Origin of the sequence: Pelomonas nitida, from assembly GCF_043555975.1 — a bacterium.
GTDB lineage: Bacteria > Pseudomonadota > Gammaproteobacteria > Burkholderiales > Burkholderiaceae_C > Pelomonas > Pelomonas nitida.
The window spans coordinates 40,299-54,117 of record NZ_JBIGIA010000007.1; the positions used below are offsets into that span (position 1 = coordinate 40,299).

The 13,819-nt window shown below is 69.2% G+C and carries 13 protein-coding genes; 6 read left to right on the forward strand and 7 right to left on the reverse strand.

Annotated features, from left to right (window positions below):
* The first annotated feature begins 140 nt into the window (after positions 1-140).
* Both ACG00X_RS10565 and ACG00X_RS10570 read left to right on the forward strand, forming a co-directional pair.
* On the forward strand, positions 141-1,637 hold the full coding sequence (locus ACG00X_RS10565; RefSeq protein WP_394488110.1) for an RNA polymerase factor sigma-54: 1,497 nt from the start codon (positions 141-143) through the stop codon (positions 1,635-1,637).
* Between the two features lie 53 nt (positions 1,638-1,690).
* Positions 1,691-4,045: a polymorphic toxin-type HINT domain-containing protein gene (locus ACG00X_RS10570; RefSeq protein ID WP_394488111.1), complete on the forward strand. Its 2,355-nt coding sequence runs from the start codon at positions 1,691-1,693 to the stop codon at positions 4,043-4,045.
* 107 nt (positions 4,046-4,152) lie between these two features.
* On the opposite strand, the gene ACG00X_RS10575 is transcribed toward ACG00X_RS10570, so the two are convergent.
* Positions 4,153-5,010 (reverse strand): alpha/beta hydrolase, encoded by an 858-nt coding sequence (locus ACG00X_RS10575; RefSeq protein ID WP_394488112.1) that lies wholly within the window; start codon positions 5,008-5,010, stop codon positions 4,153-4,155.
* Positions 5,011-5,063: 53 nt separating this feature from the next.
* On the opposite strand from ACG00X_RS10575, the gene ACG00X_RS10580 reads away from it, so the two are divergent.
* Entirely contained in the window at positions 5,064-6,341 is a 1,278-nt protein-coding gene (locus ACG00X_RS10580; RefSeq protein ID WP_394488113.1) for a THUMP domain-containing class I SAM-dependent RNA methyltransferase, read from the forward strand.
* Positions 6,331-6,843, forward strand: coding sequence for a hypothetical protein (locus ACG00X_RS10585; protein ID WP_394488114.1), 513 nt, complete (start codon positions 6,331-6,333; stop codon positions 6,841-6,843). The genes ACG00X_RS10580 and ACG00X_RS10585 overlap by 11 nt, the downstream gene beginning before the upstream one ends.
* Positions 6,844-6,868: 25 nt before the next feature.
* Here ACG00X_RS10585 and ACG00X_RS10590 read toward each other — a convergent pair whose 3' ends face one another.
* The 4 genes from ACG00X_RS10590 to ACG00X_RS10605 form a co-directional block, all read right to left on the reverse strand.
* Entirely contained in the window at positions 6,869-7,582 is a 714-nt protein-coding gene (locus tag ACG00X_RS10590; RefSeq protein ID WP_394488115.1) for a 16S rRNA (uracil(1498)-N(3))-methyltransferase, read from the reverse strand.
* 150 nt (positions 7,583-7,732) lie between these two features.
* Entirely contained in the window at positions 7,733-7,969 is a 237-nt protein-coding gene (locus tag ACG00X_RS10595; protein ID WP_088484130.1) for a hypothetical protein, read from the reverse strand.
* A gap of 94 nt (positions 7,970-8,063) precedes the next feature.
* The gene (locus tag ACG00X_RS10600) at positions 8,064-8,822 is read right to left on the reverse strand and encodes an enoyl-CoA hydratase/isomerase family protein (protein ID WP_394488117.1); all 759 of its coding nucleotides are present in this window, start codon (positions 8,820-8,822) and stop codon (positions 8,064-8,066) included.
* Entirely contained in the window at positions 8,819-9,526 is a 708-nt protein-coding gene (locus tag ACG00X_RS10605; RefSeq protein ID WP_394488118.1) for a hypothetical protein, read from the reverse strand. Before ACG00X_RS10605 ends, ACG00X_RS10600 begins: the two co-directional genes overlap by 4 nt.
* A gap of 68 nt (positions 9,527-9,594) precedes the next feature.
* Here ACG00X_RS10605 and ACG00X_RS10610 point away from each other — a divergent pair, with 68 nt between their 5' ends.
* Complete coding sequence (locus ACG00X_RS10610) at positions 9,595-11,253, forward strand: alkaline phosphatase family protein (RefSeq protein ID WP_394488119.1); 1,659 nt, start codon at positions 9,595-9,597, stop codon at positions 11,251-11,253.
* On the opposite strand, the gene ACG00X_RS10615 is transcribed toward ACG00X_RS10610, so the two are convergent.
* Together ACG00X_RS10615 and ACG00X_RS10620 are read right to left on the reverse strand one after the other, a co-directional pair.
* Positions 11,243-11,887: a hypothetical protein gene (locus ACG00X_RS10615; RefSeq protein ID WP_394488120.1), complete on the reverse strand. Its 645-nt coding sequence runs from the start codon at positions 11,885-11,887 to the stop codon at positions 11,243-11,245. The genes ACG00X_RS10610 and ACG00X_RS10615 overlap by 11 nt on opposite strands.
* 22 nt (positions 11,888-11,909) lie before the next feature.
* Positions 11,910-12,707, reverse strand: a complete 798-nt coding sequence (locus tag ACG00X_RS10620) for a head GIN domain-containing protein (protein WP_394488121.1) — start codon at positions 12,705-12,707, stop codon at positions 11,910-11,912.
* Positions 12,708-13,091: 384 nt separating this feature from the next.
* On the opposite strand from ACG00X_RS10620, the gene ACG00X_RS10625 reads away from it, so the two are divergent.
* Positions 13,092-13,793 carry a hypothetical protein gene (locus ACG00X_RS10625; protein ID WP_394488122.1) on the forward strand — a complete coding sequence of 234 codons (702 nt, stop codon included), beginning with the start codon at positions 13,092-13,094 and terminating at the stop codon, positions 13,791-13,793.
* Positions 13,794-13,819 lie beyond the last annotated feature (26 nt).

Below are 13,819 nucleotides of genomic sequence, written 5' to 3' on the forward strand. Positions count from 1 at the left end.
GCGAGCGAGTCTGGTCGGTCCCCCGAGGGGACGGCGATGCTCGCCGCATTGAGCGGCGAGCACATCGCCTCGGCGGGCCGGCTCGGGAGCGGCCCAGCGCTCGGCCCGCAAGGTCCGAACACCACTGCCGGCGGGTCAACATGAAGCAGACCCTCCAGGTCCGCCTCAGTCAGCACCTCGCGCTGACGCCCCAGCTGCAGCAATCCATCCGGCTGCTGCAGCTGTCGACGCTGGAGCTGCACCAGGAGGTCGAGCAGATGCTCGCCAGCAACCCGCTGCTGGACACCGAGGAAGAGTTCACCGTCAGCGCCCCCGAGCTGGCCGCCAACGCGCCGGCGGAAGCGGGCACCGAAGCCTCGGCCGGCGAGTCCGAGAGCAGCGAGGCGCCCGAGCTCAGCGGCGACGACTTCGGCGGCACCGAGCGCGATGACTGGGAGAACGGCACCGAGCGCGATGACTTCGATGGCATCCGCGAGCTACCCGGCAGCGGCAGCGCCAGCGCGGGCGACGACGACAGCGACCGCGAGAGCCAGGAATCCGCCGAAACCACGCTGGCCGAGCACCTGCTGCAGCAACTGGCGGGCAAGACGCTGTCGGCCGAGGACCGCGCGGCGGTGCAGGTGCTCATCGAGTCGCTCAACGAAGACGGCTACCTCGAGGACCCGCTCGAGGACATCGCCGCCGCGCTGGCGCCCGACGACGACGAGGACCGCGCGGAACTGCTGGACCACCTGCGCATCGCGCTGCGGCTGCTGCAGAGCCTGGAGCCGGCCGGCATCGGCGCGCGCGGCCTCTCCGAATGCCTGGTGCTGCAACTGCGCGCAGAGCCCGCCTGCCCGGCCCAGGCCATCGCCATCCTGATCTGCAAGAGTCATCTCGAGCTGCTGGCCAAGCGCGACACCCGGCGCCTGATGAGCGAGACCGGCGCCGACGAGGCCCTGCTGCGCGAGGCCCAGGTCATGATCACGCAGCTGGAACCCAAGCCCGGCCGACGCTTCGCACAGGGCGCGGCTGCGGCCATCGTGCCCGACGTCATCGTGCGCAAGGTGGGCCGCGAGTTCCGCGTGATGCTCAACCCCGAAGTGGCGCCCAAGCTGCGCATCAACGAGCTCTACGCCAACGCGCTGCGCGCCACGCGCGGCGGCATCAGCAACTCGCCGCTGGGCGGGCAGCTGCAGGAGGCACGCTGGTTCATCAAGAACATCCAGCAGCGCTTCGACACCATCCTGCGCGTCAGCCAGGCCATCGTCGAGCGCCAGCGCGGCTTCTTCACGCACGGCGAACTGGCCATGAAGCCGCTGGTGCTGCGCGAGATCGCCGACGAACTCAGCCTGCACGAGTCCACCATCTCGCGCGTGACGACCGCCAAGTACATGGCCACCAGCTGGGGCACCTTCGAGCTGAAGTACTTCTTCGGCTCGGGCCTGAGCACCGAGGCCGGCGGCGAAGCCTCCAGCACGGCGGTGCGCGCGCTGATCAAGCAGTTCGTCGCGGCCGAGGACACCAAGAAGCCGCTGTCCGACAGCGCACTCGCGGCCATGCTGGAGGAACAAGGCATCCAGTGCGCCCGCCGCACGGTGGCCAAGTACCGCGAAGGCATGAAGATCGCGCCGGCGAATCTGCGCAAGGCGCTTTGAGCGGCGCACCCCACGGGGTGCGCCACACGCCACACGGCTGATCTCCGATGGGCATGACCAACACCCCATTCCCGACACTGTCAGCGAATCTCGCACTGGGCTTTGCCCCTGGCACGCGGATTCACACGCGAGAAGGCCTATGCCCAATCGAAGCCGTCCGGGCGGGCGATCTCGTGTTGACCCATCCCGAGCGCAATCCGCCGCCGCGTCGCAGGCGTGAGCGCAACGAATATCTCTACCGAGCAGTCAGCCGGGTCGGCGAGGCTCAGTCGCCCACGACCGTGCGCATCGAGCTGATCAATCTCGCCGACGGCATCACAGACACCTTGATGGCGGCACCCGGCCAGCCGTTCTGGACGCAGCCGCACGGTTGGGTGGCAGCCGGCCATCTGCGCCCCGGCCATGCCCTGGTGCTCAGCTTCTTTGGCAACGCGATGGTGCAGCGGGTCGAAACCCTGGAACAGTCGTCGCAGACGCACTGGCTCGAGGTCGAGGGTTTCAACACGTATTACGTCGAGCAGTTGGGCGCCTGGGTCGGCGACAACCTGGCTGCCGCGCCGCTGCTACCACCCGAGGAACACCCGGCCGGCGCCGACCGACCGATCGACTTCACGAAGCCGCAGACGCTGCTTCGGATCGCAAACTACTACAACGACTTTTTGGAGCCCCCTGCGCCGGCAGCCGCATCGGCCACCGGCCTCACCCATCGCGCGGAGGCAGAAAAGCTGAGAAGCGTCATCAAGGCGCGCATGGGCCAAGAACTGGCCTATGACCGCGACTCAGTCGCCTGGCTGGACGACTACATCGAACGGGCCAGACTGCACACACCCAAGGAAAACTGGCCCGGCGCGATACAGCTCATCGGCTCCTTTCTGGGCGAATGCCTGGTGCACGCCCTGGGCGGCGAATGGGTCAGCGATGGCGGCAGCGGGTGCGTCCAAACCCGAAGTGGCATGACGTTCACCCACAATAAGGTGAGCAAGCAGTACGACGGTGGCCGGGAAAGTGGCGACACCATCCTCGGCTTCTTTGACGCCATCGCAGCGATGGACAACACATACCGGGAGCCGACACCGGGTCAGTTGCGATTGCTCCAGTTCCAACGCGAGCCCGTCTGCTGCATCTTCGTCCGGACCAGCCTGGATGCGAGCCGCCCCTGGGTGCAGATCGCCGACGCCGATGCCAGGTGGGTCAGGCTCGTGCCACCGCCGGGGCAAACCCATGTCACCTCGATCAGTTTGACGAGCATCAAGAGCTTCTACGTCACATCGCACGACGGGCGGCTCGTCCACACCGAGTGGATTGCGAAAGCAGAATGGCCGACGCTCCCGCCCGACATCCTGCGCCAACTCAAGCAACGCCTGCCGGCACGAACGACGCTCGGGCTCGGCGACCTGGAAAGCGGCAAGCCATTCCTGGACGTGCGGTATGGACCGAGAAAGCGCTCGGGTGACCTACAGCACGGCTACTCGACATCGGTCACCAACATCAGCCGCCAACGCGTCAAGGTGCTCCGCTTCGCCGGGATGAGGCCCGACAGCGGGCACTGGGCGTTGGCCAATGTCACAGGGGATTTCTACACCCCCAGCAATTTCAAAGAGTGGTACGGCCTTCCAGGCGAATGGCTCGAACCCGGCGAATCGGTCTGCGACACGGGCAACTGGGGGCAGCCACCGGTACTTTGGGCCTACTACGGCGTCACCGACACTGGACAGCACTTCGTCGCCGGCAAGGTGCTGGAGCGACCGGTGGGCGGCCCGGAAGGAAGCAGCGAGGCCCACTTCGTGACGCCCGGCCCCGAACAGCTGGAGATGGCCGCGCTACTGCAAAAGCTTCGAACCAATTTCGAACGACGGCAACAGTCCATGAATATGCTGTCGTTGGCTCGCATCACTGGCGCCAAGCCGGACTGGATGGAGCCATATGACCAACTCAGCGAAGTGTTCGAACGCCAGCCCCTGCTGCTGACGGAGGGGCACATCGTGTGGGCCGCCCTGGTTCAGGCCAACAAGCTTCTGTTCAAGCCGGGCCCCGACAATTGCCCTGCACAGCTGGTGTATTCGCTCGACGATTACTTCGACTCACACCCCTCCGAACTCCAGCAGGTGGCTCAGGCTTACATGTCCTTCAAAGGGGTCGAGTTGGAAGACCCCGAGTTGCGAGCCTTTGCCCGCCTCATCACGGACGAACTGAGCCGCTCGCTCAGCGTCGTCTTGCCCAGGGTGTTCTCCAACCGGGAGGTGCGGTCGAGCACTTTCATGGTGTTTCGCAACCATCTCCCGAATGGCGTCCTGTCGTTCAGCCGCTTTCCCATCCTGGTCCATCCATCCACCTCAGCCGTCTTGATGGTCCCGTTCGAGTTCTGGCCCATCGGGTTGATCGTGATGTGCAAGGAAGGGCGGCTGTAGCGGCGCGTTGCAGCGCGTCGTGACGATGCGCCACGATCCAGGGATCAAAGGGGTGCGCCCGATCGGCAAAGCCCGCGATGCGCACGGCAGCGATGGGCGTACCACCTTCAGTCCCTGGCAGGCCCGTGCGCCAGCGCCAGCGGCTCGAACACGAAGCGCATGCCGCGCGTGTAGCTCTCGGCCTTGGTGCCGGCGTGGCGCTCGCCGTCGATGATGCGGCTCTGGAACACCAGGCCCGGCTGCTTCAGCTCGGGCAGCAGCGCCTGGTAGCGCTGGATGCCGGCCAGGAAACCGGGCCACTCGTGCTCCGCGCCGGTCACATACAGCCGCGCGTTGAGCGGCTTGCCCGTCGCGGCATAGGCCTTGGCCCGGCCGATGATCCAGTCGCCGCCGGCCACCACGGCCGGGCTGGCGGCGATGTAGCCCTTGAACAGCTCAGGCGCGGCGTACATCACGTGCAGCGCGAACAAGCCCCCCAGCGAACTGCCGGCCAGGTAGCGCTGCGCCGGGTCGGCCCGGTAGTCGCGCTCCACCAGCGGAAAGACGACCTGCTTCAGCGTCGCGAGGAACTGGTCCGCATGGCCGGACTCGCCCTGCTGGTCGGCCAGCCGGACGGGCGACAGGTCCCACAGCCGCAGCGCGTCGTAGTCGGGCTGCTCACCCGCGTAGCCCAGACCCACGATGATGAACTCGGGGACGACCCGGTCGTAGACGAGGTTGCCGTAGGAGCCCACGAACGTCGCGAAGTCCCAATAGGCGTCGGTCACGTACAGCACGGGGTAGCGCCGCTGCGGCTCGCGCGCGAAGGACGCCGGCAGATGCACGTGCAGCTGGTAGCGCCGGCCCTGCTCGGTGGCGGGCAGGGCACGCAGCTGCGTGCCGGGGAGGCTGTACGGTGGGTAAGAGGTGTCAGCGTGCGTCACAGTACTCATCACCAAGCCCAGAATCGTCAAGAAGCGCTTCATCGCCACCTCTTGGAGAAAGGTGAGGCAGTTTAGAGGCGGCGACAATCCAGCCCGTGAGCCTGCCCAACAAGTTATTCCTCTTCGTGTCCTGCCCCGGTGGCGTCGAGCCGCTGCTGGAGGAGGAGCTCAAACGCTTTCTGCCGCCCGGCGTGCGCAGCAAGGTCGAGGCCCTGCGCGGCGGCTGCGGCGTGCTGGGCACGGCGGAAGACGTCATGCGCATCAACCTCGAGAGCCGGCTCGCGCAACGCGTGCTCGTCGAGCTCATCGAGGGCCCGTATCGGCATGAGGACGATCTCTACGCGCTGGCCCGCCGTGTCGACTGGCGCGACTGGATCGGCCCCACGCACACGCTGCGCATCGACACCACGGCCCAGCGCTCGCCGCTGAAGAGCCTGAACTTCGCCGCGCTGCGCATCAAGGACGCCATCTGCGACCAGATCCGCGAGCACACCGGCGAACGCCCCAGCGTCGACACGCAGCGGCCGGACCTGCCCGTCGTGCTGCACGTGGGCCCCGAGCGCGCAGCGCTGTATGTCGACACCTCCGGCGAGCCACTCTTCAAGCGCGGCTGGCGCATCGACAAGGGTGACGCGCCGCTGAAGGAAACGCTGGCCGCCGCCATGCTGGCCGCCGCCGGCTGGCGCGGCACGCCCGGTGAGGGCGGCGCGCTGCACGACCCCTGCTGCGGCTCCGGCACCATCCCCATCGAAGCCGCGCTGATCGCCTGCGACTCGGCGCCGGGCCTGCAGCGCCGCTTCGCCTTCGAACACCAGCTGCCCTTCGCCACGCCGGCGATGAAGACCGCCTGGGGCGCGATGGCGCAGGCCGCCCGCGCGCGCATCCACCCGCCCGCCGTGCCCATCTACGCTAGCGACGTGGCCTTCCGCATGGTCGACTTCGCACGCCGCAACGCCGAGCGCGCCGGCGTGGCGGCCTACATCCAGTTCAACGGCGGCGACGCGCTGGAGCGCCCGGCGCCGCAGCTGCCCGACGGCATGCCCGGCGCCATCGTCATGAACCCGCCTTACGGCGAACGCATCGAGGTGCGCGGCAAGGCGGCGATGTCGCGCGACGCGCACGGCTCCGAGGAGTTGGACGCCGGCGTCGACTTCTTCCCGCGCCTGGCCGCCCACTGGAAGCGCCAGTACACCGAAAACCCGGCCGGCTGGACGGCCTGGATGCTCAGTCCCGACATGAAACTCCCCAGCAAGATGCGCCTGAAAGAGGCCCGCCGCGTGCCGATGTGGAACGGCCCCATCGAATGCCGGCTGTTCCGTTTCGACCTCATCAAGGGCTCCGCCCGCAAGCCGGAGGCCGACCATGCGCCGTGAACTGATGGCCGCCGTGCTCGCGATGGCGGCCGGGCTGGCGCAGGCCGATGACCCCTGCATGCTGGCCTTCGTCCAGGCCCGCGATACCGCGCCCGCCGTGGCTGGCGGCCCCGACTGGGCCTCGCTGAACCAGCGCTTCAACGCTGCGGTCATCGCGACACTGCAGGCCGATGGGCGCCTGGTGAACCCCGCCAGCGTGACCACCCCGCCGCCTGACGCGCAGGGCCAGGCCCAGGCCCTGCTGGCCGAAGCCGACAAGCTCGGCTGCCGCACGCTGACGGAAACCGCCGTCTATGTGCAGGACAACATGCTCGTGCTGCGCCTGCGGCTGTACCCGCTGCTGGCCGAGCTGGGCAACGGCACCACCATCGTCGGGCTGCGCGTGGGCACACCGTTGTTCGTCACGCAACGCGACCTGCCCGCCCACGCCGTGACGCGCATCAAGCCCGATGTGCTGGGCGAAATGATGGCCGCCGAATACCTGCGGCACGACCGGCGCTGAGGCCGCCGCAGCGGCACGGCGCGCGTCAGGACAAGGCCAGCCAAGACAGCACGGCCAGCGGCGCGGTATCCGCGCGCAGCACGCGCGGCCCCAGCGTCACCGCCGCGAAGCCACGCGCGCAGGCGGCCGCCTCCTCGGCATCGCTCAGGCCGCCTTCGGGGCCGCTGAGGAACAAGGCCCGCGACGGCGCCAGGGCCGCCAGCGGCGACGCCGCGCGCGGGCTCAGCAGGCCGCGCCATTCGTCGCCAGCCGGCGCGGGCAAGGCCCCCAGCCAGGCCGGCAGCGACAGCACCGGCTCGATGCGCATGGGCACGGTGCGGCCGCACTGCTCGGCCGCCGCGATGGCCACGCCCTGCCAGTGGCTGCGCTTCTTGTCGGCCCGCTCACCCGCCAGGCGCAGCACCGAGCGCTCGCTGACCAGCGGCTGCAGCACGGCAGCCCCCAGCTCGCTGGCCTTTTCGACGAGAAAGTCCATGCGGTCGTTGGCCGGCATGACGACGGCCAGCGTCACCACCCGGGCCAGCTCGCGCGCCGGTTGCTCGGCGGCGATGAGATTCACCCGCACCTCGCTGCGCCCCATGGCCGTGACCTCGGCCCGCCATTCGGGGCCGCTGCCGTCGAACAAGGTCAGCACGTCACCCGGCTGCAGGCGCAGCACCTGCACGTGACGCGCAGCGCCCGCCGGCAGCACGAGCTCGCCGGGCTGCTGCAGCGGGGTATCAACAAAGAATCGAGGCAAAACGTAGCGCTTTCATGGGACGAGCGCCGGGCCGCTCCCAAGCCGGCTCGTCAGGCGATGTGCTCGCAGCGCAAGGCCGCAGACATCGCTGGCCCCTCGGGAGACCGGTCAGGCCTGCGCCACGTTCAGCGGCGCAGGCCGAGGGGTCAACTATTTCGCAGCGAGCTGGGCGTCCAGCTCCTTGCAGGACGGCGAGCACACGGGCTGGGACTTGCCCAGCAGCTTCTTGGACTTCAGCATCGCGCGGGGGCGATGCTTGCCGCAGAGGAAGCAGGACATGGTTGCTGCACCAAACGAAGAAGTCGCCGCGAAGGGCGAGCCCGGGGCTTTGGAGCGGTAGCGCAGACCATCCGCTTCGATGGTGGTCTTGGTGGTTTCTTTGGCCACGCTGGTCCTGTCGAAGAGTGTTGTGGGAGGCGCCGGACAGGCGCTCGGGCCCTGTATTTTCCACCATGTCCGGCCCTGCCCGGGCTTAGGGCTTTCAACACCCCGTGAAGCGCGCCTGCCTTTTTGCCGCCCAGGCGGCCTGTCCCTCGACGAGATCGGCCGAATCCCGGGCCCTGCGGATGTCGGCAGCGAGCTGCGCCGCATCGAGCCGGCCCGCCGCGATGGCGTTCAGATGCTGCTTCATCGGCAGCAGGGCCAGCGGCGCCATGCTCGACAACTCCTGCGTGAGCGCCTCGAGCGCCGCATCCAGCGCCTGCACATCGGGCAGCAGCTGGTCCAGATACCCGCAACCGAGCAGCGCAGCCGCGTCGAGCGTGCGCCCGGCCAGCAACACCTGCTTGGCCGTGGCCAGCCCCAGGCGCTCGACGAAACGGCGCAGCCCGCCAGCATAGAAATGCAGCCCGACACGCGAGGCCGGCACGAACATCTCCACGGCCGGCACGCCGAGCCGGAAGTCGGCGGCCAGCGCCAGGTCGGCCGCGCCGCCATACACACCGCCTTGAAGGCGCACCACGGTGATGGGCCGCGCCGCCTCCAGCGCGTCGGCCAGCTCGCCGAAACGGGCGCCGGCATCGACGGCCACCAACGCGCTCAGGTCGAAACCACTGCAGAAGTGCCGCCCCTGCGCCGCCAGCACCAACACCCGCACGGCGTCGTCGGCATCCACCTCGCTGATGAAACCTCGCAGCGTGGCGAGATCCTCCACCGTCAACCGATTGGCCTGCTGCGGCCGGCGCAGCGTGATGCGCGCCACGCTGCCGGCCCGCTCCAGCAGGGGCGGCTCGCCGCTCACCGGCGCCGCCTCGCCACGGTGCTGTCGAAGGTGTAGCCGTCGTTCACGCGCGCAAACGCGGCGCTGCGCTCGGCCGCCACCAGCTCACGCAGGGCCTGCGCCTGCGCCGGGCGCAACCGGGCGTCCTGGTGCAGCACCAGCTCGGCGATGAGCGCCCAGTCCGCCTCCAGTTCGGCCGACCAGACCAGCGCCTCGGGCGGCAGCGGCGCCAGCAGCTGCTGCAGCGCGCCGGTCAGCGTCTCCGCACTCACCAGCGCGGCGACCTCCGGCCAGCGGCCCAACATCGGCGCATCGAGCCGCTGCGGCGGCCACAGCGCGCACAGCCACTGCGGCGCATGGTTCTCCACCAGCGGGCCATGCTGCGACGGCACGACCTCGGTGCTGGCGCCCCGCACCCGCCGAGCCTGAGCCGTCCAGGCCCGGGGTTGCCAGCCCTGCAACAGCTGCGCGGGCCGCGACGCGCGCGGGCCGGGCAGCGTCCCCCGGGGCAAGTCGCTGAACGGGGGCAGCGGCTCCACGGGCGGCAGCTCGATGTCCTGAACATCCTGCATCGCATAGCCGCGCGCCTGCAGGCGGGCCTTCTTGGCGCCATCCAGCGTCGCGCGGCCGGCCGTGAGCACCAGGTCCAGCTCCACCGGCGCGGGCGCAGGCGCGCGCCAGCCGTCGAGGACGCGCGAGGGGTCGAAGTCGTCGGTATGGGCCATGGCGGTGCGGGTGCGCGATTGTGACAACGACGTAAGCTTCGAGCTCCGTTCCGTTTCTCCTCGTCACCATGCCGATGCATTCCCGCCGCAGCCTGCTTGGGCTGGCCCTGGCCGCCACCCTCTGTGCCTGCTCCACAACCCTGCCCCCGGCAGCGTCGGCGCCGGCCACCACGCCCCGGTTGATCGTCCTCGTCGCCATCGACGGCTTGCCGATGCGCCAGGTCACCGGCTACCGCGACCAACTGGCCGAGGACGGCTTCGCGCGCTTCCTGGACCATGGCCGCTGGTTCTCCGACGCCCACTACGCCCACGGCCACACGGTCACGGCAGCGGGCCACTCGGTCATGCTCACCGGCGCCTATCCGCAGCGCAGCGGCATCATCAGCAACGAATGGCGCGACCCGGCCACGGGTGCGCCGGTCTACAACACCGGCGACACCGCCTACACCTACCTCGACAACCCCACGGCGCCGCTGTCCGGCACCAGCCCGCGCAATCTCAAGGTCGAAACGCTGGGCGACGTGCTGCGCACGCGCTCGCCGGCCTCCAAGGTCATCGGCATCTCCGGCAAGGACCGCGGCGCCATCCTGCCCGCGGGCCACAAGGGCACGGCCTATATGTACATGGGCGAGACCGGGCAGTTCTCGTCCAGCACCTACTACATGGCCACGCTGCCGGCCTGGGTGAAGGACTTCAACGCCGCCAAGCCGGCTGACGCCTTCTTCAAGCGGGCCTGGGCCCCGCTGCTGCCAGAGTCGGCCTATGCCCGCTCCGTGCCCGATGGCCAGCCCTGGCAGTACGCCGGCGGCAACGGCAACCGCCTGCCGGCCATCGTCGGCGACAAGATGGACGGGCCCGGCCCGCGCTTCTACGGCAACCTGCTGGCATCGCCCTTCGGCGACGAGCTGACGCTGGCGTTTGCGCGCGCCGCCGTGACGAACGAAAAGCTGGGCCGCCGCGGCGTGCAGGACATCCTGTCGGTCAGCCTCTCCAGCCACGACTACGTCAACCACGCCTTCGGCCCGGAATCCAGGCTGTCGCACGACCACCTGCTGCACCTGGACCGCCACCTGCAGGCGTTCTTCCGCTTCCTCGACCAGGAAGTCGGCGCGGGCAATTACGTGCTCGCGCTGACCGCCGACCACGGCTTCACGGACACGCCGGAATGGGCTGCCACGCAAGGGCGTGACGCGGGCCGCTTCGCGAGCGCCCCGTCGCTCGCGCTCGTGAACACCGCCCTCGCGGCCAGGTTCGGCGTCGACAAGCTGGGCCGCGATTTCTCCGGCGCCGGCCTGCTGCTGAACGACAAGCTCGCTGCCGAGAAAGGGCTGAACTTCGCCGACGTGCAGGCCGCGGCCCGCGACGAGCTGCTGAAGCTGCCAGGCGTGGAGACGGTCTTCACGCGGGAGCAGTTGCTGGGCAACGACACGTCCACGCCCTACCTCGATGCGATGCGCAAGTCCTTCGACCCGACGCGCGCCGCCCAGCTGCAGATCGTGCTCAAGCGCAACTGGATCTTCAGCTATCGGTCCGGCGGCAGCAGCCACGGCAGCCCCTACGAGAACGACAACCATGTGCCGCTGCTGTTCTGGGGCCCCGGCTACGTCGGCCAGGGCGAAGTGAAGACGCCCGTGCAGATCGCCGACCTGGCGCCCACGCTGGCCGCCATCGCCGGCCTGCCCGCGCCCGCCCAGGCCCAGGGCCGCGACCTCGGCCTCAAGCCCTGAGCAGCAGCGCCAGCGCCGATTCGCCCCACTGCGCCTCGGTGAGCACCAAACCGCCCAGCCGCTCGCACAACGCGCGGGCCTGGGCCGGCCCGGTCGACGGCAGCATCAGCAGCAGCCGGCCATCCGCCAGCTGTGCGCAGTAGTCTTCACCCCGTATGCGGGCCAGCAAGGCCGCAGCGTCGGCGCCGGGCGGCGTCGACGCCACACACAGCGGCCACGCCCGGGCATCGCTGAGCAGCGCTTGCAGCAACTCCAGGCCGGCCTGCGTCCCGAGCAACTGCCCCGACGCCGGCCGAGGCCGGCTCAGCGCACTGATGTCCACCCCGGTGCTGGCCCAGCCGCCTTCCGCCAGTGGCTGCTCCACCCACCACAGCCGGCGGCCATCCCGCCAGGCCTGCTCGTAGCCGGCTCCCCGGGGGGCGCGCAGGCGGCGCCCCGGCGGGTCGACCGGCCCCACGCCTGCCGCTCGGTCAGCGTCGGTCATCTCGGCCCAGGTCGGCCGCGCCACGTCATCGAGCCCCCAGGCGGCTCGATAGGCCTCGTTGGCCTGCAACATCCGGCCATCGGCATCGAACAACGCCAACATCAGCGGGCCGCCGGCCAGCGCCTGCCACCAGAGATCGCTTGGATTCACCCAGCCATTGGAACCCAGCGCCTCAACGGCGATGGATGTCGCCGGACCCGCTGACGCTTTGACGCAACTGCGGCCGGCCGGCGTAATGCAGATCGCCCGAACCGCTGAGCGTGGCGTCCAGTTGCTCGGTGACACCCAGCGACGCATCCCCCGAGCCACTGATGTCGACCTGCGCGGAGCGCCCGGTCAGCGAACCGGCATCAACATCACCCGAGCCGCTGAGCTTCCAGCGCTGCTGGTCGGCCCGGCCGGCCACGCGCACGTCACCCGAGCCGCTGATGCCGACCTGCAGCGATTGCAGGTCGACCAGCCCCATCTGCACGTCCCCCGACCCCTCGACATGGAGCACCAGGGAGTCGGCCTTGAAGCGATCCACCACCAGGTCGCCCGAGCCCCGCAGGGCAATGGACTGGAGCGCCCGGGCATCGACGCGCAGCGACGGCGCGGAGCGCGTCGTGAAGCCGGCTTCGCGCTTCAGGCGCACGACCAGCGTGTCGCCCTCCACGAGCGTCTCGATCAACGGCTCGACGTTGTCATCCGCGATCACCGTCGCCTGGTCGCTGCCCGCCTGGGCCAGCAGCACATCCACCGGGCCGTCGATGCGCAGCTTCGTGAACGCGGCCAGCGCCCGCACCCGCTCGACGCGCACGCCCGAGCCCTTGATCCGCGGGCGGCCGCTGCCGTAGTCCATCGGGCCGCTCAAGTGAGCGGTCCACCCCTCCGCGTCCTTCTTGATGCGCAGCCGCCAGTCGTTGTCGTCGGCCATCGCAAGGCTCACGGCGAGCAGTGGCGTGAACATCAGCAGGACAAGGCGTTTCATGAGAGGCTCCCGGTGAATAAGGATGAAAGGCCGGCAGTGTGGGTGCAGCGCCTGCCGCGGCACGGCGCCAAACGACGCAATGCAGATTCCTGCGCATGAGCCGCAGGAAGGCCCGATCAGGCCGCGGAGTCCCGGGGGAATCCACAAAAAAGTGAGCCACCACCCACGAATCCAGGCGCAGGAAAACTGACCACTTGTGACACTTTTTTCGGACGCCTGCCGAGGCACCACATTCGCCTGATGAACGTCCACCCAATCAAGGGGGCGACCCATACCCCTCTCCTGCTTTGTATGAAACACTTCCAGCCAAACCGCCGAAGCGCCCGCCCGCATCGGCCCCCACCCCAAGAACAGAGCAAAATCGGTTTCCACGAGGCCACTGTCATGAGCGAACGCCAGATCCACGACCCCCAGCCGACGCCGCAGGCGCCGGCCCCCGTCGACGCGTCCGCCGGCAACCTGGGCTCGGCCCGCCGTCGTCGCTTCATCAAGATGGGCGCCGGCGTCATCCCGGTGGCGCTGACGCTGAACAGCCGCCCGGTGCTGGCCACGACGCAGGGCAAGTGCTTCTCGGCCTCCGCCTGGGGGTCCGTGCAGACGCTCATCGGCACCGCTGCCAGCCAATACACCCGCAAAGCCGCCAAGGCGCCGACGGTGAACTGCTACACCAAGGCTGAATGGTGCGCGACCAACAATGGCAACGCCACCTGCGCCGGCTGGAAGGTTGCGTCCATCAGCTGCGCCAACCTGGCCCTGCCAACGGTCAAGGCTTACGCCGTCAAGAACGCGTGCGGCAGCACCAGTGGCACGGCCGGGGTGCCGGGCAACAGTTCCGTCTGGAACATGCTCAACAGCAACACCTGCAGCGACGCGCAGAAGGCAGTCCTGGTGGCCTGGCTGAACTTCCGCATCAGCCGGACGACGAGTACCGACGTCTGCGTGATCGACAGCTTCTCGACGAACCAGCTCACGATGCTGGGGAACATCGTCCAGAACCAGGGTGGCAAAGGCCCGGACGGCAAGACGTGGACGCCCACCGACGTCAAGAACTACCTGCACAACAACTACATCGGCCGGCTGAGCTGAGCCGCATGCGCCCGCCCCGAACGGCA

Coding starts and splice junctions, on each gene's coding strand:
- ACG00X_RS10565 (WP_394488110.1), top strand. CDS start 141: ATGAAGCAGACCCTCCAGGTCCGCCTCAGTCAGCACCTCGCGCTGACG.
- ACG00X_RS10570 (WP_394488111.1), top strand. CDS start 1,691: ATGACCAACACCCCATTCCCGACACTGTCAGCGAATCTCGCACTGGGC.
- ACG00X_RS10575 (WP_394488112.1), bottom strand. CDS start 5,010: ATGAAGCGCTTCTTGACGATTCTGGGCTTGGTGATGAGTACTGTGACG.
- ACG00X_RS10585 (WP_394488114.1), top strand. CDS start 6,331: ATGCGCCGTGAACTGATGGCCGCCGTGCTCGCGATGGCGGCCGGGCTG.
- ACG00X_RS10605 (WP_394488118.1), bottom strand. CDS start 9,526: ATGGCCCATACCGACGACTTCGACCCCTCGCGCGTCCTCGACGGCTGG.
- ACG00X_RS10610 (WP_394488119.1), top strand. CDS start 9,595: ATGCCGATGCATTCCCGCCGCAGCCTGCTTGGGCTGGCCCTGGCCGCC.
- ACG00X_RS10620 (WP_394488121.1), bottom strand. CDS start 12,707: ATGAAACGCCTTGTCCTGCTGATGTTCACGCCACTGCTCGCCGTGAGC.
- ACG00X_RS10625 (WP_394488122.1), top strand. CDS start 13,092: ATGAGCGAACGCCAGATCCACGACCCCCAGCCGACGCCGCAGGCGCCG.